Raw genomic sequence first — 17638 nt, 5'->3', positions numbered from 1 at the left:
GGCTGCCAATGCGCCCCGACAGGATGTTGCCCCGATGCAGACCCCCACCCCCGATGCCGCCGCCACCCCGCCCGACGCGCCGACCGTGATGTATTTCACCTACCAGGTGGACGGCGATGGCGCGACCTCCTATGAGGTCCAGAACGGCAGCGTGGCGACCTTCTGGTTCGGCCACACCTTCATTCTCGATGGCACCACGTACTACACGGGTTTCTCCTGGGATACCCGCGAGCACTACGGCAAGCCGGGCGAGCAGACGCCGGCCGGTCCGGATGACCGCGCCAACCTTGCCGAGGCCACCTTCGTGCTGGCCGGCACCGACGCCAGGAAACCATGGAAGTTCCGTGGCCAGGAATGGACCATCGGCGCACTGGGCGCGTACGACAAGGCCGACGATGTCGATACCCGGCGCAAGCCGCTTGAACATCGCACGGCCGATGGTCGCCTGCTGCTGGCGGTGCCGACCAGCAGCTTCGACCGCGGCATCAGCAGCACCGGCTATGCGCTGCTGCTGTTCAACCCCAGGCGCAGCGAAGACGACGTGGACAGCAAGGTCTGGCGCTATGTCGGTTCAGTGCGCACGGGTGAGGACAACAGCGCCGCCTGCGACGACGGCAACGTGATGCCCTGCACCGACAGCGATGGCGAACTGGCCTTCGCTGCCGACGGCAACGGTCTGCCGCGACTGACCGTGACCTTCAAGGGCACCACCATCGAAGGCCCCGGCAAGACCCGCGCACTGGGTGCCGGCGACGCCGTGCACTACACCTTCGACAGTGCGACCCAGCAGTACGTCGCGCCCTGATAGCACCCGCCACGCGCGGGTTCCCTGTTGACCGACATGTTCTTGACTCACGGATGAGTCCGGTTGGCGATTCGCGGCACGCGCCGCTCCATCAACCCCGAGGAAAACGTCATGGCACAGCATGACTACAGCAGAAAGGAAGTCCTGGACATCGTCGAGCAGGTCGCCAGGCAGAAGGGCATCCCTGTGGATGACTTCATGCGCTTCGCGCACATCGAGACCGGCGGCACCTTCAACGAGCGCGCCCACAACACCTCATCCGGCGCCAAGGGCCTGTTCCAGTTCGTGCCCGGCTCCGCGCGCCAGTACCACCTGACCGGCCACGAGTTCGACCCCACCCGCAACACCGAAGCGGCCGCACAGATGTACCAGGACAACCTGGACTCGATGGCGCGCCGCAACGAGCGCACCGGCAACCCGTACCTGTCCGGGGGCAACACGCCCACCGGGCTGGACCTGTACCTGGCCCACCAGCAGGGCAGCGCCGGCTACGGCTCGGTGCAGACTGCCATTGCCACCGGCACCTTCGGTGTGGTCCGCAACAGCCACGGCGACGAGATCAACATGCGCCGCAACGTGCTGAACCAGATCGGCTCCGACGCGAAGGCGCTGACCGGCCACACCCTGGCCGAGATGCGCGGGATGAACGACGGCGACCTGGCGCGGACGTTCTCCAGCTATTACATCCACAAGTACGCGGCGATCAGCATTCCGGAAAAGAACATCGAACCGCAGGCGGTAGTGCAGGGCCAGGACCAGACCCCGGCAGCACCTGCGCAGGCCAGCGCAGCCGTGGCGGCGGGTGCAGCCACGCTGGCGGCAACCGCAACGGCAGCTGCCACACCGAAGCCAGGCATTGAACTGCAGGCCGCCTACGAGGCCGGCGTGAAGTACGACGACGTCAAGTACGCCATCAACATCCCGGGCCACGCGCTGTACGTACCGGGCAAGACCGGCAAGAACGTGGAGCAGGGTTACATCGACTGTTCCGGCTGGGTCGGCACGCTGCAGAACCGGACCATGGACGAGATCAACCAGAAGGCCGGGCACGCGGTGTTCAGCAAGGCTGATCGCATCGATCTGGGCAACCTCGGTTCCGGTGGCATCGTGCGCAAAGCGTTCGACCAGTCCGGCGTGCTGCTGGACCGCGACGCGATCCTGAAGCCCGATGCGCTGAAGGAAGGCATGATCATCGGCCTGGATACGGCCAGGACCCGCCATGAGCACTGGAACGGCATCGACCACATCGTGATGGTGGTGCGCGACCCCAACACCGACAAGCTGCTGATCAGCCAGTCCACCGGCAGCAAGGGCGTGCACACCATGCCGGTCGAGGACTACCTCAAGCAGGTGAAGGACCACCCGAACTGGAAGCTGTACGCCTCCGATCCGCTGTCCAAGGCGCGCGACCTGCTGGAAAACCGCACCCAGTCGCACGAGCAGACCCAGGGCAAGCCTGCGGCCGAGCACAAGGCCGCTGCCACGCCGCACGCCGAACTGTACAAGCAGGGCGCGCACAGCGAGGGCGTGCGCAAGGTGCAGGAGCAGCTGGGCCACCTCGGCTATGCCGGCGCCGACGGCAAGCCGCTGGTCGAGGATGGCCGCTACGGCCGCAATACCGAAGCAGCGGTGCGCCAGCTGCAGAAGGACAACGGCCTGGTCGCCGATGGCATCGTCGGTGCGAAGACGCTGGACGCGATCAAGGAAGCCCGCGAGCGCCCGCTGCTGAACGACGAGCGGCACCCGCGCAATCCGCTGTTCATCCAGGCCAGCAAGGGCCTGGAACTGCTGCCGGCCGGGACCTTCAAGGACCGCCACACGCTGGAAAGCGCTGCTGCGGCTTTGACCAAGGAGGCGCATGCCGCCGGCCTGCAGCGCATCGACTCGGTGGTGCCCAGCCCGAACGGTGAGCGCCTGTTCGCCGTGCAGGGCACCATCGGCGACCCGGCCGCCAGCCGCGTGGCGGTGGAGACCCGTGCCGCCAGCGAGCAGAGCCTGGCGCTCAGCAGCGGTGCCGTGCAGGGCGCGCCGAACGTGCTGCATCAGCAGCAGGACGCCCAGCAGGAGCAGGCCCGGCAGGCCCAGAAGGCGATGGGCGTCTAAGCCCGCGGCGCCTTGGGAGAGAAGGGAGGGCCACGTCCGCGTGGCCTTTTCCCTTTCTGCCAGCTGAGCGGCCGGGGCCGCTTTCAGCCTTGCTTCATGCCGCCTGCCGCTAGATGAATGCGCAAGCCGCACGGTGGACCAGGCAATGTTCCGGCAATGTTGGAACGCCAGCGTGGACATCACGGCAGCCGGGGCGCCCCGCGCCCTCCCTGCCCAGCGTGGCATGCACCTCACAGGAGAACGAACATGCTCAGTACTTCCGCACTCAGCTTCCGTGGTCTGGCGATGGCCCTGGCCCTGCTGGCCGGTGTCGCCGTGGTCAGCGATGCCAGCGCGATGTCGAGGAAGGACAAGCGCACCCTGGTCGGCGCCGTGGTCGGTGGCGTGGCCGGCAACCTGCTCTCCAACGGTGATCCCGCTGCCACTGTCGGCGGTGCCGTGGCCGGCGGCGCGATCGGCAACCTGACCACCTCCGACCGCCGCGATCGTCGTTACTACGACAATCGCCGTTACGACAACCGCTACGATCGCCGTTACGACCGTGGCTACTACCGCAGCGGCTACTACGACCGCGGTGACGACCGTCGCTGGCAGCGCGAGCGCTACTACGACAACCGCTACTACCACGACCGCGGCCGCCATCGCGGCTGGTAAGCAGCGCGGCATCCCCCATGCCGATGCACGGACGGGCGGGTCGATGACCCGCCCGTTTGCGTTGGCCGCGTGCATGGCGTTGAATGCGCAGCCTTGGATGTGACTTTCCCCACTGGGGCTGCGGCATGACTTCTTCCTCCCACCGCGTGCAGGGCCTCAACAACGACGAGGTTGCTGCCGACTGGCCACCGATCAGCGCGGCGGACATTGCGTGGCTGCGCCGGCGCTACCCTCAGCTGGATGCAGACAGCCACCCGCACTGGCACAGCCCGCGGCCACTCTCGGCCGCTGCCATCGTCAATGGCAGGGACGGCGCGGTGTTCATCAAGCGCCACCACCACAGTGTGCGCAGTGCGGCCTGCCTGGAAGAAGAACACCACTTCATCGCCCATCTCGCTGCGGCCGGCGTGCCGGTGGTGAAGGTGCTGCCGGCCGCTGATGGTCACAGCGCCGTCGAGCATGGCGAATGGACCTTCGAGCTGCATGCGGTTGGCGTCGGCGAGGATCTGTATCGCGATGCCGTGTCGTGGTCGCTGCTGACCGATGTCGCGCAGGCCGGCGAAGCCGGGCGTGCACTCGCACAGCTGCACCGCGCTGCGGCCAGCTACCACGCAGCGCAGCGCAGCACCCATGTGCTGGTCGCGCGCGACGATCTGATCCGCGCCGACGATCCGATCGCGGCCATCAAGGCGGGGCTGCACAAGCGCCCCGGGCTGGCCCGCTATCTCGCGCGCATTCCCTGGGAAGCGCAGCTGCAGCGCGACGTGCTGCCGTGGCATGCCGGCCTGGCCGAGCGCCTGCGCGACGAGCCACGGCTGTGGGCGCACAACGACTGGCATGTCTCCAACCTGCTGTGGCGCGAGGGGCAGATCAGTACTGTGCTGGATTTCGGTTTGGCCTCCCCCACCAGCGCACTGTTCGACCTCGCCACCGCCATCGAGCGCAACGCGGTGGCGTGGCTGGAACTGGAGCGCGGCATGGAGGCGGTGCGCATCGATATCGCACTGGCCCTGCTCGACGGCTACCGCCAGCTGCTGCCGTTGTCGGCAGCACGCGTGCACCTGCTGGCCGACCTGCTGCCGATGGTCCATTTCGACTTTGCACTGTCCGAAGTGGAGTACTTCGAAGGCGTCACCGGCTCGACCGCGAACGCGGATGTGGCCTGGCAGCCCTTCATGCTGGGGCACCCGGCGTGGTTCCACAGCGCGCCGGGGCAGGCACTGCTGCAGGCGCTGCACGCGGCAGCCTGAAGGGCACCGGCTCGCAAATCCGTACCATTTGTAGTGAAATGGTCACCTGAAGCGGGGGTGCCTGGATCTGCCAGGCTGAGAGAGTCCCTTGGAACCTGATCCGGTTTGCACCGGCGTAGGGAGCTTTGAGCCGCAGCCACACCCCCGTCATGGGCCGGTGCACCTGCGCGCCGTCGCTTCGTCTCCCTTGTTGTCCGAAGACGAACCGAATGAACCGCTGCCTGCGCCCCACCCTGCTCTCCCTCGCCCTCTGCGCCGCCTTGCCGCTGCATGCCAGCGAGGCCGACGCTGCCACCGATGCGGCTGCCACCGGCGCCGAGCGCTCGCCCACCGAACTGGCGGCAGTGCGCGTGCAGGCCGGCAAACCCAAGGCCGATACCTCACGCGTGAACGCCTTCGGTGGTGGGTCATGGAAGGACACCCCGGCCTCGGTGAACGTGCTCGAGCGCGACTACCTCGACCGCCGCCAGGTGCGTTCGCTGTCCGAGCTGGCCAGCAACGATGCCTCGCTGGGTGATGCGTATGCGCCGGTGGGTTACTACCAGAACGTCGCCATCCGCGGCTTTGCGCTGGATGCCGCCACCGGCTACCGCTTCAACGGCCTGTCCATCGCCGGCGAACAGCGCCTGGCGCTGGAGAACGTGCAGTCGGTTGAGATCCTCAAGGGTGAAGCCGGCCTGGCCGCGGGTGTGATGGCGCCCGGCGGCATCATCAACTACATCGGCAAGCGCCCGGCCGAAGTGCGCACCGCCACGCTCGGTACCGACTCGGAAGGCTCGCGCTACGTCGCCGTCGATGTCGGCCACTGGATCACCCCGCGTTTCGGCCTGCGCCTGAATGCCGCATGGGATTCCAGCAATTCCTACGTCGAGCACGCCGATGGCCGTCGCAACTTCTACTCGCTGGCCGCCGACTGGCTGATTGGCGAACGCGGCAAGCTGGAAGTGGATGCCAACTACCAGACCAGTTCCCAGCGCTCGGTGTCGGGCTACCAGCTGCTGGGCGCGCGTGAGCTGCCGCACGGCGTGGATCGCGAATTCCTGCTCGGCTACCAGCCCTGGCAGCGCCCGGTGGATATCGCCAGCACCAACATCACCGCGTTGCACACCTACGACTTCAACGATGCCTGGCAGTCGCGCGTCTCGGTCGGCCACAGCCGCTCGGTGATCGATGACAACGTCGCCTTCGCCTACGGCTGCTACTACGCCACGCAGTGTGCCGATGGCAGCGTGCCGGGCAACTACTTCGCGCCCAATGGCGACTACGACGTCTACGACTACCGCAGCCCGGACGACACCCGCCGCAACCAGCAGGCCCGTGCCGAGCTGCGCGGCCGCTTCGAGACCGGCAGCGTCGGCCATGAGTTGACCATCGGTGCCGACTACTTCCGCCGCACGGTAGACAAGCGCCCGAGCGTCAACGAGTACGTCGGCACCAGCAACATCCACGACGCACAGGTGCCGGTGTTCGCGCCGTCGCCGAAGATGCCAGGGCCGTCCGCACGACGCCTGGACAGCCGCCAGACCGCGTTCTTCGCGCTGGACCGGATGAGCTTCGGTGATGACTGGCAGTGGCTGGCCGGCGGCCGCTTCGTGCGCCTGGACGAGCGTGCCTACGACAAGCGTGGCACCCCGCAGCGGCACAGCCGCCTGTCGCGTTTCCTGCCGCAGACCGCCGTGGTGTGGAAGGCTACCGACCAGCTCAACGCCTATGCCAGCTACGTGCGCGGCATCTCGCTGGGCCAGGAAGCGCCCTTCTGGACCAGCAACGCCGACACCTTCCTGCCGTCGGTGCAGTCGCGGCAGCTGGAAGTGGGCGTGAAGTACGTGCCGGTCGAAGCACTGACGCTGGGCGCGGCAGTGTTCCGCATTTCGCAGCCGTACCAGTACGCCAAGCCCGACAACAGCGAGGTCGGCTACACCTTCGTCGAGGAAGGCACGCAGACCCACACCGGCCTGGAGCTGACCGCCAACGGCCAGCTGACCGATGCGCTGCAGATCGTGGCCAGCGCCAGCGTGCTGCAGGCGCGCGCGCGCGACACCGGCACCCCGGCCTATGAAGGCCATCAGCTGGTGAACGTGCCGAAGGTGCGCGCCAGCGTGCACGTGGCCTATGCGCTGCCGTTCGTGCAGGGCCTGGATGTGACCGGCGGCTGGCGCTATGCCGGTGCCAACGTGGCCCGTGCCGATGGTGGCGTGCGCGCACCGGACTACTCGGTGTTCGACGCTGGCCTGCGTTTCCAGCATCGCCTGCACGAGCGCGCGGTGACCTGGAACCTGTCGGTGGACAACGTGTTCAACCGCTTCTACTGGCGCGATACCGGTAGCAGCGGCGGTGACTACTACCTGTTCCCCGGCGCACCGCGACAGGCCCGCCTGTCGGTGACGTTCGCGCTGTGAGCGGCGTCATGCTCGAGTGGACCGCCGCGCTGTGCAGCATCCTCGGCGTCTGGCTGATGGCCAAGCGCCGGCTGGTGGCGTGGCCGGTCGGCCTGCTGTCGGTGACGCTGTACGGGCTGGTCTTCGCCGAGGCCAAGCTGTACTCGGACACACTGCTGCAGGTCGCCTTCGGTGGTTTCCTGGTCTATGGCTGGCTCAACTGGCGGCAGCATGCAGCGGATGAGGGCAGTGTCCGCATCGTGCCACTGGCGCGCAGCAAGCTGCTGCGCGACCTGGCCATCGGCCTCTGCGGCGGCGTGGCATTGGGTGCGGCCATGCACACCTTCACCGATGCCGCGCTGCCGTGGCTGGACGCGATGCTGACCGCGCTGAGCCTGGTCGGCCAGTGGTGGCAGGCACGCCGCCACGTGGCCTGCTGGTGGGTGTGGATCGCGGTGGACGTGGTGTACGTGGGTGCGTACCTGTTCAAGTCGCTGCACGTGACCGCCGCGCTGTACGTGTTCTTCCTCGGCCTGGCCGTGTTCGGGCTGCGCGCATGGAGCGCGGCAGCCCGTGAACCAGAGGCAGCAACGCAGTAGCGCCACGCCATGCGTGGCCGGGGCTTACCGGTAGTCGCCAACCTTGGTTGGCGCACACCTGCCGACCAAGGTCGGCATCTATCCAACACATCCACGCAGGGCCTGAATCTACTGCACCCGCAAGATCAGTAGAGCCACGCCATGCGTGGCCTGGGGCTACCGGTAGTCGCCAACTTGGTTGGCGCACGCCTGCCGACCAAGGTCGGCATCTACCAGGCCCATCCACGCATGGCGTGGATCTACTGGGTAAGCAGCAGGCCCAGCCGCAGCGGCTGGCGCATGTCGGCCGGTGGGGCGGCCTGCAACGGTGCGGACTGCAATGTCGCGCGCAGGTCGGCGTCGATCTGAGGGTCGCCCAGGCTGTCGAATTCGAGTTTCGAAATGCGGCCATCCGCCGCGATCCACACGCTCACCGGCAACGGCGTCGGTGCATCAGGGTGTGCCTGCATCCATTCCAGCACGCGCTGCGCCTGCGGGTCCTGCTCCTGCTGCAGGCGCTGCTGCAGCTGGCCGCCCACGGCGGCGGCATAGGCCATCCAGTGTGCAGGGGCTTCCTGCGCGGACACCGCGGCGCTCCCCAGTGCCAGCGCACCGAACAACGCGGCCAGCGGCCGCCACCAGCGGCGTGCGCCGGTTGTGTTCCTTGCCATCGCCATCGCCCGCCCCTGCGCTCTCATCCAACGTCTGATGGTCGGCGCGGTAGATGACAGGCAGATGGCGGGCGGCGCTGGCCGGCGCGATCAATCGCCCAGGTCGGCCAGCACCTTGCGCGAGGGCGCGAAGAAGGTCACGCCGGTGGTGGCGGTGGAGAAGTCGAGGATGCGGTCATGCAGCGGCGCAGGATTGCCGATGAACATGCGCTCGAGCATCTTCTCGATCACCCACAGGCGGCGGGTATAGCCGATGAAGTAGGTGCCGTATTCGCCACGGCCCGGGTTGGCGAACGGCATGTTGTCACGCAGGATCTCGTGCTCGCCGTCGGCATCCTCGATGGTGCACAGCGTCTTGTGCGATTTCTGCGCATCGGCCGGTGCATCGTCCAGCTCGATGTTGTCGTGCTTGGTGCGGCCGATGATCGCTTCCTGTGCCTCGGTCTTCTGCGCACGCCAGGCATCGAGGTTGTGCAGGTACTTCTGCACCACCACGTAGCTGCCACCGGCATGCGCCGGGTCTTCATCGCCCACGATGGTGGCTTCCGGCAGCGACAGCCCTTCCGGGTTGGCGGTGCCATCGACGAAGTCGAGCAGGTCGCGGCCATCGAAGTAGCGGAAGCCGGCCACGTCATCGACCGTTTCCACCGCATCACCGAACGCCATCAGCAGGTTGCGCTCGAACGCCACGATCAGGTCCATGGTGCGCGCACGGATGTGGTACAGCAGGTCGCCCGGCGTGGACACCGCGGTGTGGGTCGCGCCCTTGATCTCGCGGAACGGCGCCAGCTCACGCGGCGGCGTGGTACCCACCAACGGCTGCCACACGCGGTGGCCAATGGCCACGTTGCAGGTGAAGGTGCGCTCGATCTCGCGGATGGCGGTGTTCTTGATCAGGTCGTCGGTGCTGGCCAGCACCTCGCGTGCCTTGGCGATCGACGCCTCGTCATCCTTCACCTTCAGCACCAGGAACGCCGCCGAATGGGTCAGCGGCGCGGTGATCTGCTGCGGCTCGTTGTCGAGCGTGTGGTTGAGGGCGGTGATCGGTGCGGGCTGGGAGTTCACGGCGGTTCCTGCTGGCTTGAGGCGGGCGCATTGCGTGTAGCGATGTGCGGGCGATCATAGCGGAACCGCCTGACCGGGGACGGAGCGGTTCTCGTTCCGTCCACTGGCGAAGGCACGAAGACCTCAATCCACATCACTCCAGACCGCCAGCTCGTAGCCATCCAGATCGCGGAAGTGGAAGCGACGGCCACCGGGGAAGGCGAACACCGCCTGCACCACCTCGCCACCGGCGGCGATCACGCGCTGCTGGGCGTCGGCAAGGTCCGCGCAGTAGAGAATCACCAGTGGGCCGCCCTGCGCACGTACCGGTGTGTCGGACACCAAGCCGCCTTTCAGGCGGCCGTCGTCGAACTCGGTGTAGGCCGGGCCGTAGTCCGTGAAATTCCAGCCGAACACCTCGCCGTAGAAGCGTTTGCTGCGGGCGATGTCGGCGACGTTGAATTCGATGTTGTCGATGCGGCGTTCGGCATCGGGGATGGCGTGGCTCATGGTGGACTCCGTGGTTGGAGCCCGCAGCATCGATCAGCGTGGCCTGCCGGTCTTGAACGAAACGGCCATCACTGCCCCCACTCCCGGCGCAGTTCGCGTGCGCTCATGCCGGCCAGTTCGCGGGCCTCGCGGCTGAGATGGGCCTGGTCGGCATAGCCGGTATCGGTGGCCAGCATCGCCAGCGAATGCTGCGGCAACCCGCGGCTGTGGCGCAGGAAGCGTTGCAGGCGCAGGATCCGCTCCAGCGTCTTGGCGCCGTAGCCGAACTGCGCCTGGCTGAAACGGCGCAGGCTGCGCGGGCTCAGGTTCAAGCCTGCCGCCAGCTCGTCCAGCGTAGCTTGGCCATGGCCAAGCGCGTGGAACAACACATGCGCCCGTTGCGCCTGCACGTCGAGGGCCGCCGCGCCCATGTGCTGTTGCAGGCACTGCGCCATCCGCTGCAATCGTTGCGCCGGCGCGGTATCGCCAATGGAAGCAGCGGCTGCTGTGGCCCATCCGCCCTTCAGATCGGCCAACGGCACCGCCTGTCCAATGATGCCGGCCAGTGGCAGCCCCAGCGCGGCCAACGCCTGGCCGGGACGAAAGCGCGCACCCAGCACCTGCGCACCGGGTGCAAGCGCCGGGTGTGCGGCCACACGGTCCGGGCCGACCACGAACAACGCGCCGTCGCGCCAAAGGATATCCACGCAGCCATCGGGCAATACGGTGATGTGCCCATCGGCATCCGCAGCGAGCTGGCTCTGCCACAGCTGGCCGAAATGACCACGCAACGGCGCCGGCGCCAGGTGCTCCTGATAGGCCGTGCCGGTACCTGCGAGGGAGGAAGGGTCGCCCATGCCGCATTGTGGCGCCCCGGAGCCCATAAAAGTGAAGCCCGGCGCGAGGCCGGGCTTCGGTTGGCGTGTGGGAGAGAGAGAGAGTCACACGCCAGCACAACACGCACTAACGACAGGCGTTTGTTACCAGGTGAAGCGCGGGCCCACGAACCACTCGCGGTCGCCGGCCTTGGCCAGCTTCACTTCGCCACTCAGGCCCCAGTTCTGGTTGAACTTGGCGGTGGCGCCGACGCGGCCGTAGAACTCGCCGTCCGGGTTGATGCCGTGCTTCTTGCTGAAATCTTCGTAGCCGGCCATCACGTAGCCTTCCACGTACGGGTTGAACGCGGTGCGCACGCCCACTTCGGTGGAGTAGCCGTTGAAGTCCAGGCCGCGCTTCTCGTCGTACTTCTGGTACGCAACACGGGCCACCAGGTCGGTGTTCGGTGCGATGCCGTAGTTGTAACCGACACCCAGGCGCCACTGGTCGACGTCATTCTTGAACTTGTCGGTCTCCTGGGCGCTGTAGTCGCCGAAGACGTGGAAGTTCGGGTGCACCGCAACGGAACCCTTCACCTTCCAGCCATCGGCGTCGCCGCCCTTGGCATCGGTGTTCACGTAGCCGCCTTCAACGTAGTTGTACGACAGGCCATCGGTTGCCGATGCAGCGAACGGCAGAGCAGCCAGAAGACCCAGGGCAAGCAGCGAATTCTTGTTCATCGGGACACACCTTTAATTATTTTGGTTTCGTCGACCGCCTCCCGGGAGGGGGAGAGAGAGGAGGCGGTCGACAGGTGTGAATTATCCGTTAGGGGGTCTAATCAACCCTGAATATTGAACTGACTGGTGTATAAATAAGGCTGGCGTTCAGGGAACTCCGCATGGCATTGCTGTCGGCTTCTTACGCGCATCACGCTCGATGCTTGATGCGGGCACTGATCCTGATGGCCTCGCCGATCGCGCTGCTGCAGGCACAGGCGGCTGAGCGTGTCGGTCCTGCCGGGCACATCGTCGTACAGACAGACGATGTCACGCGCTTCTTCAAGGTGCTGGACGCCAACCATGGGCGCCCAAGCGCCGATGATCTGCAGCACGGCTATCTGGATGCGGGTACGGATGCCCTGCGCAGCTTCACCGACAGCCGTATCGGCTCGATGGAGCGGCTGGCCAGGGCCATCCAGGACAAGCCGGCATTGTTTGCGAAAGCGAGAACCTGCGCGACCGCATTGCCATCGATCCGCACGCGCGTCGCCGCTGCCGTCGATCAGCTCGGCGCCTTGTTGCCGTCTGCGCGCTTTCCTCCGGTCACCGTACTGGTGGGCCGCGGCAACAGTGGTGGCGTTACCACCGAAGCAGGTGTGGTCATTGGACTGGAAGCGCTGTGCAATGCGGACTGGATGCAGGCCGATGCAAGCGACCGCTTCGTGCACCTGATCGCCCATGAGTACGTGCACGTGCAACAGCCCGGCGCACGCGTTGATGTCGAGCAGCCCACCTTGCTCTATCAGACGCTGCTGGAAGGCGGCGCCGAATACGTGGCCGAACGGATCTCCGGGCAACCGGCCAACGCGTATCTGCAGCGTTGGGCGCAGGGTCGCGAGTGTGCGCTGGAGCGCGCGTTCCTGCAGGACAGCATGGGTACCGATCTTTCGAGGTGGCTGTACAACGGCCCCGGCGACGATACGCGCCGCGGAGATCTCGGCTACTGGATCGGCTACCGCATCGCCCACGCCTATGTTGCGCGCGCGCCCGACACGCCCAACGCCATCGCCGAACTGCTGGATGTCCAGCCTGGAAACGCTGCAGCGCTGCTGGAAGCAAGTGGATGGCAGCCTGCGTGCGGAGCAGGCGAAAGCACACAGACGCACATGCCGTGATGCCGGCTTCATGCAGGTGAATGGGTGATATTGAACAGGCACAAGGCGATACGCCGGTGCAGATCAGCTCGCTTGATCCCGCTTGTTAAGGTTCGTTGATTTACAGGCCTTCACAGCCCATCCACGTACTCAAATTCCAGCTGAAAGCGCTTGGTAGCGCCGGGAACAAACGCCGCTATATTCCAGCTTCCCCAGACGAAGGAGGGAGTGGAATGAAACTGACCTCGCAACACATGAAGATGGCCCGTGCACTCAGCGTGGCGCTCATCGCCACCGTGAGCCTTGGCGCTTGCGCCTCTTACAAGAACGAGTTTGCAACGATCAACTCGCGTCTCGATCAGCTCGATGTAAAGGTGCAGGGCGCCGCCCAGAGTGCCGAGTCCGCCAACCAGTCGGCGCAGCAGGCCAACCAGCGTCTGGACCAGATCGAAGGTCGCGTGCAGCAGCTTGAAAGGGCACCAGCGGGCCGCAAGCCGCGCGGCTGATCGCTCCCTCACCGTTTGAACTGATCCACCTCTGTATCGGGAACCAGTGGCCTTCGCCGGCCACTGGCATCCTTCCACCAAGATTGCACTGCAAGGAGCCGTCCCATTCGTACCTCCTCCTCCCCTGCGCGCCGCGCCCTCCATGCCGCACTGGCCATGGCACTGGCCGTTGCGTGCAGCGGCGTAGCCAACGCCAGGGACAAGGACGCACCTGCCCCCCCGGTCGCCGCAGTCGATGAACTGCCCGCTGACCAGAGCGTGTCCGAGACGGTGATCGAACTGGCCGGCTGGGTAGTCGCCAGCAAGGACAACCAGGGTTATCCGTTCGCGATCATGGACAAGGCGGCTGCGCAGGTACTGGTCTTCGGTGGAGACGGCAAGCTGCGCGGTGCCGCACCGGCGCTGTTCGGTTCGGCCATCGGCGATCACTCCGCACCCGGCGTTGCCAAGCTCGCGCTGAGTGCGATTCCAGGCCATGACCGCACTACCCCGGCGGGCCGTTTCATTGGTGGCTATGGCCCCTCCGACGATGCCGGTCGCGTGCTGTGGGTGGACTACGATTCCGCCGTTTCGATGCACCCGCTGCCGCCAGGCACTCCGAAAGAGAAGCGCGCCGAACGGCTGGCATCACCTTCGCCGGACGACAACCGCGTTACGCACGGCTGCATCAACGTCACGCCTGCGTTCTACGAGCAGATCGTGCAATCCACGTTCGAGAAGGGCGGCGTGTTCTACATCCTTCCGGACAAGGATTCGATCGCGAAGACGTTCCCGGAGTTCGCGCAGAGCCGGGGCGATGCAAAGGACGAAGACGAGAAAGGCGCACGGCGCGCGAGCAAGTAGCAGACGCTTGGCCTGCGGCCGCGGCTGGTTGTGGCCGGGTTGCGGCCAGGCCTGTTGACGATGCGAGCCTGCGCTGCAGGCAGAGGTTCCCGGGCACGCTCCTGGCAGGCCCCCCACCTGGACCCCACTCATCGCGGACGTCCCGCCGTCGTGGCGCTGCCCATATGGACCGGATGAGGCATCGCGCTCCCACGACGTCAAAAAATCCTTGAGTTCATGAGGATTCTTTGCGGGCTGGACACCTTTGCAAACAAATCCTTGTTTCAATGAGGATTTTCTTGCATCCAGCTCTTTTGCCAAGAAATCCTCAAGATCGAAAGGATTCTAGGGAATCCTGGGTTTTGCGCGAAGAATCCTCACTGCAGTGAGGATTCTATGGTATAGACGATGGGTCGAATCCAGAGCGCCAGGCTCTGCTGGGGGAGTTCCCATTGAAGATCAGGCTTGAGAAGGCTGAGGCCTTGGGACCACTGGTGAGAGCCGCCCGCAAGCATCAGGGACTGCGCCAGGATGCAACCGCCGAAGGCATCGGGGTCAGCGAGAATTTCCTGGCCAAGGTCGAACGCGGCGGTACCACGGTGCAATGGGGCAAGTTGTTCACCGTGCTTGACGAGCTGGGGCTGCATGTCGAAATCGACGTGCCGGACGAAGCGATGGCCCTGCTGGCCAAACGTGCCAACGGGAAGGTGCCATGAGCGCCCCCCGTATCGATCTCAAGGACGTCATTACAACGACCGTCCTGTCTGGACTGCACTATCCGCTTCCACCACGCGAACTGCAGGTCAGCATCGACGAAGCGCCGGTGGGCCGCCTGACCGAAGCAGCAAACCTGTGGCGCTTCACCTATGCGCCGGAGTGGCTCGGCAGCGCACATCGGTTTCCACTGGCGCCTGCGTTACCACTGCAAGACACCGCCATCCTCGATGGCTCCAGCCAACGCCCCGTGCAGTGGTACTTCGACAATCTGCTGCCGGAAGAGCAGCAACGCACGCTGATGGCAACCGATGCCAGGGTGGATGGCGCGGACGCGTTCGCATTGCTGGCCGCCTATGGCGCGGAATCGGCAGGCTCGTTGACGCTGCTGCCTCCAGGCCAGCGCCTGCCACCCGGCGGCAGAAAACCACTACCCGATGCGGAACTCTCCACGCGTATCCAAGGCCTGCCACGCACGTCGCTTGCGGCGGGTGCCGCCAAGCGCATGTCACTGGCAGGTGCCCAGCACAAGCTGGCAATCATCGAGACAGGGGGAGAACTCTACCAACCTCTGGGCGCCGAGCCCTCGACCCACATCCTCAAGCCTGACAGCACCAGCAGCAGTTATCCCCACAGCGTGGCCAACGAGTGGTTCGTGATGCGCCTTGCACAGCGCATGGGGCTGCAGGTGCCGAAGATCGAGCGCCGCTACGTACCGGAGCCGGTCTTCATCATCGAGCGCTTTGATCGCGAAATCACCGCCGATGCCATCCATCGCCGTCATGCCATCGACGCCTGCCAGCTGCTCAACCTCGACCGGCAGTTCAAGTACACGCTCGGCAGCATCGACACCCTGAAGGTCATCGTCGAGCAATGCAGAAGCAAGCTCAAGACGCGCGTCCGCCTGTTCGACTGGTTGATCTTCAATGTACTCACCGGCAACAACGATGCGCACCTGAAGAACCTGAGCTTCCTGGTCGACAGCAGGGGCATCGAACTGGCCCCCCACTACGACCTGCTGTCCACCGCATGTTACGAGACCCGCGCGTATGTCGACGAGGGCGCACGTTGGCCAGAACGCTCGGAACTGTCGTGGCCCATTCTCGGTGTCGCGCGCTTCCACGACCTTCGTTTCGAGCATCTGGTTTCTGCCGGTGAAGCGCTGGGCCTGGGAAGGCCGGCTGCCACCCGGCAGCTGCGCCATCAGATCGACCGCATCACGAGCGAAGCCCAGGCGCTTTACGCGCTGGTGCTGCAGGAAAACCAGCAATGGTCGACCCGTTTCGACATCGGCCCAACCCTGGAAGGCGAAGTGCATTTCCTGAGAACGCTGGTCCACGTGATCATCGCCGACATGGTGAGGCAGCTTTCACCGGCATGATGCGGCCGCCGGAACATCATCCGGCGTCACCACCGATTACTCGCAGGACTCGCCTTCTTCCTTCAGCATCGCTTTGTCCACCGGCTGCTCGCGCTCGATCAGCGCGCGCTGCTCGTCGCTGGGTTCACCCAGCCACCAGATTCTGCAGCGCGCGGTAAGACGGCCGACCATCTTCGACTGATCGGGCGAGTACAGCATCGCCAGCGCGGTGCCGGGGCAGTCGTGGGCCTGGCAGGCGGTGTAGAACCACCATGGCTCGCCCTGCAGCACCACCAGCTCGCCGGGCCCGCTGGGCCCGCTCAACAGGCGTTCGCGCTGCGACGGAATCTCCTTGTCAGCAGATTCGGCCGCGGCTGTGTTCTTCATCAGGGCGTTGAACGCGGCCAGCACCTTCGGGTCCTTGCGGCCGCAGTCGTCCACGGTGTTGCCGCCCACCAGGGTGAAGAAATGCGTCGCCAGCGGGTTGTCCGCACAGGTGAGTTCTCCGCCGGCGCTCGGGTCTTCCGGTTCGCCTTCGTTGTCCCACACCGAAGGGTCTACGCCGTCTTCGATGGACGGCGCCTGCTCGACCACCGTTGCCGTGGCCGCAGGTGCTTCGGTGGTTGGTGCCGGTGCGGTCGGTGCTGCATCCGGTGCCGGTGCCTGCCCGCAGGCGGCCAGCAGTGCGACCGTCAGTGCCATCCCTGTGATCCGAATCTTCATTCCTTGTCCTTGTCTGATCTGCGGTGCATGCCGCCGCGCGGGCGCCTGCGTGATTCTAACCAGCAGCGCGCTAGGATGCGTTCGCACGTTCCCGTCATCGCCTGGAGCCGGACGCATGCACCGCACACGACTCGCCGTGATTTTCTGCAGTGCCCTGCTGCTGGCATCGCCGGCCATCGCCCACGATGCTGAAGGCGCGAAGCCCGCACAGCCTCTTCCTGATGCGGCCCTGCCCGCGCCGCTGGACCGCGTGCTGCGCGACTACGAGCAGGCGTGGCGCACGGGCGATGCCAGGGCGCTGGCTGCGCTGTTCGCCGAGAATGGTTTTGTGCTGCAGAGCAACCAGCTACCGGTGCGCGGGCGCAGCGCGATCGAAGCCGCGTATGCCGGCCAGGGCGGCAGCCCGTTGCGGCTGCGTGCGTTGGCGTACGCGGTGGAGGGGAACGTCGGCTACATCATCGGTGCCTACACCTACGGCAACAACGTGGGGGACACCGGCAAGTTCACGCTGACACTGAAGCGCGTGGGCAACGGGCCGTGGTTGATCTTCTCGGACATGGATAACGGCAACGCGCCGCCACGGGCGCGGTGATGGATTCCGCCGGGCATGGCCCGGCGCTACCGGGCGCCAATCAAGGTTGGCTGCTACCAGAAGCGGATTCCGGAGTAGATCCACGCCATGCGTGGATGGGCCACACACATAAAAAACCCCGGCACGTAGCCGTAATGCTGTTCACTTAAGCGGTGCAGCCTTGCGATCGACGGGATAACGGGTTTTGGAGATCTTCACCGTCCTCGGAGTTGTTGGCCGGGGACGGTGCTCCAGGAAGAGGCTGGCGACGCCGGATC

General features: G+C 65.8%; 18 protein-coding genes and 1 riboswitch. Of the genes, 12 read left to right on the top strand and 6 right to left on the bottom strand.

The genetic code is table 11. The annotated features are described in order from the left end of the window. Positions 1-34 precede the first annotated feature (34 nt). The 6 genes from AC5O77_RS14540 (at position 35) to pnuC (ending at position 7789) form a co-directional block, all read left to right on the top strand. Entirely contained in the window at positions 35-805 is a 771-nt protein-coding gene (locus tag AC5O77_RS14540; RefSeq protein ID WP_121505031.1) for a hypothetical protein, read from the top strand. A 111-nt stretch (positions 806-916) separates the two neighbouring features. Then, positions 917-2908 carry an XVIPCD domain-containing protein gene (locus AC5O77_RS14535; RefSeq protein WP_478058744.1) on the top strand — a complete coding sequence of 664 codons (1992 nt, stop codon included), beginning with the start codon at positions 917-919 and terminating at the stop codon, positions 2906-2908. 246 nt (positions 2909-3154) lie between these two features. After that, positions 3155-3562 (top strand): glycine zipper 2TM domain-containing protein, encoded by a 408-nt coding sequence (locus AC5O77_RS14530; protein ID WP_125893081.1) that lies wholly within the window; start codon positions 3155-3157, stop codon positions 3560-3562. 125 nt (positions 3563-3687) lie between these two features. Then, positions 3688-4812 (top strand): phosphotransferase enzyme family protein, encoded by a 1125-nt coding sequence (locus AC5O77_RS14525; protein WP_478058746.1) that lies wholly within the window; start codon positions 3688-3690, stop codon positions 4810-4812. Positions 4813-4855: 43 nt separating this feature from the next. Then, positions 4856-4951: riboswitch (TPP riboswitch) on the top strand. A gap of 70 nt (positions 4952-5021) precedes the next feature. After that, the gene (locus AC5O77_RS14520; protein WP_317218343.1) at positions 5022-7211 is read left to right on the top strand and encodes a TonB-dependent receptor; all 2190 of its coding nucleotides are present in this window, start codon (positions 5022-5024) and stop codon (positions 7209-7211) included. Between the two features lie 8 nt (positions 7212-7219). Then, on the top strand, positions 7220-7789 hold the full coding sequence (pnuC, locus tag AC5O77_RS14515) for a nicotinamide riboside transporter PnuC (RefSeq protein WP_317218344.1): 570 nt from the start codon (positions 7220-7222) through the stop codon (positions 7787-7789). 239 nt (positions 7790-8028) lie between these two features. Here the strand turns inward: pnuC and AC5O77_RS14510 are convergent, their stop codons facing one another. The 5 genes from AC5O77_RS14510 to AC5O77_RS14490 form a co-directional block, all read right to left on the bottom strand. Next, entirely contained in the window at positions 8029-8445 is a 417-nt protein-coding gene (locus AC5O77_RS14510; protein WP_478058749.1) for a hypothetical protein, read from the bottom strand. Positions 8446-8529: 84 nt separating this feature from the next. Further along, on the bottom strand, positions 8530-9504 hold the full coding sequence (locus AC5O77_RS14505; protein ID WP_032130172.1) for a Dyp-type peroxidase: 975 nt from the start codon (positions 9502-9504) through the stop codon (positions 8530-8532). Positions 9505-9627: 123 nt separating this feature from the next. Then, complete coding sequence (locus tag AC5O77_RS14500) at positions 9628-9993, bottom strand: VOC family protein (RefSeq protein WP_478058750.1); 366 nt, start codon at positions 9991-9993, stop codon at positions 9628-9630. Positions 9994-10061: 68 nt separating this feature from the next. Further along, positions 10062-10829 carry a helix-turn-helix transcriptional regulator gene (locus AC5O77_RS14495; protein ID WP_478058751.1) on the bottom strand — a complete coding sequence of 256 codons (768 nt, stop codon included), beginning with the start codon at positions 10827-10829 and terminating at the stop codon, positions 10062-10064. 123 nt (positions 10830-10952) lie between these two features. Beyond that, the gene (locus tag AC5O77_RS14490; RefSeq protein WP_043034956.1) at positions 10953-11528 is read right to left on the bottom strand and encodes an OmpO family porin; all 576 of its coding nucleotides are present in this window, start codon (positions 11526-11528) and stop codon (positions 10953-10955) included. A gap of 206 nt (positions 11529-11734) precedes the next feature. On the opposite strand from AC5O77_RS14490, the gene AC5O77_RS14485 reads away from it, so the two are divergent. The 5 genes from AC5O77_RS14485 (at position 11735) to AC5O77_RS14465 (ending at position 16087) form a co-directional block, all read left to right on the top strand. After that, entirely contained in the window at positions 11735-12685 is a 951-nt protein-coding gene (locus AC5O77_RS14485; protein ID WP_478058752.1) for a DUF2268 domain-containing putative Zn-dependent protease, read from the top strand. 212 nt (positions 12686-12897) lie between these two features. After that, positions 12898-13170: a hypothetical protein gene (locus tag AC5O77_RS14480; protein WP_012509703.1), complete on the top strand. Its 273-nt coding sequence runs from the start codon at positions 12898-12900 to the stop codon at positions 13168-13170. Positions 13171-13326: 156 nt separating this feature from the next. Further along, entirely contained in the window at positions 13327-14013 is a 687-nt protein-coding gene (locus AC5O77_RS14475; protein WP_032130168.1) for a L,D-transpeptidase, read from the top strand. Between the two features lie 431 nt (positions 14014-14444). Then, positions 14445-14708: a helix-turn-helix domain-containing protein gene (locus tag AC5O77_RS14470; RefSeq protein WP_049398603.1), complete on the top strand. Its 264-nt coding sequence runs from the start codon at positions 14445-14447 to the stop codon at positions 14706-14708. Further along, positions 14705-16087 carry a HipA domain-containing protein gene (locus AC5O77_RS14465; RefSeq protein ID WP_478058753.1) on the top strand — a complete coding sequence of 461 codons (1383 nt, stop codon included), beginning with the start codon at positions 14705-14707 and terminating at the stop codon, positions 16085-16087. The genes AC5O77_RS14470 and AC5O77_RS14465 overlap by 4 nt, the downstream gene beginning before the upstream one ends. Before the next feature lie 36 nt (positions 16088-16123). On the opposite strand, the gene AC5O77_RS14460 is transcribed toward AC5O77_RS14465, so the two are convergent. Next, complete coding sequence (locus AC5O77_RS14460) at positions 16124-16789, bottom strand: Ivy family c-type lysozyme inhibitor (RefSeq protein ID WP_478058755.1); 666 nt, start codon at positions 16787-16789, stop codon at positions 16124-16126. Positions 16790-16904: 115 nt separating this feature from the next. On the opposite strand from AC5O77_RS14460, the gene AC5O77_RS14455 reads away from it, so the two are divergent. Continuing rightward, positions 16905-17381, top strand: coding sequence for a YybH family protein (locus tag AC5O77_RS14455; protein WP_478058756.1), 477 nt, complete (start codon positions 16905-16907; stop codon positions 17379-17381). Positions 17382-17638 lie beyond the last annotated feature (257 nt).

The organism is Stenotrophomonas sp. INTA L402-1, from assembly GCF_059295135.1.
The sequence above is the reverse complement of the archived record's forward strand: the minus strand, read 5'-3'. Positions and strand labels throughout refer to the sequence as shown.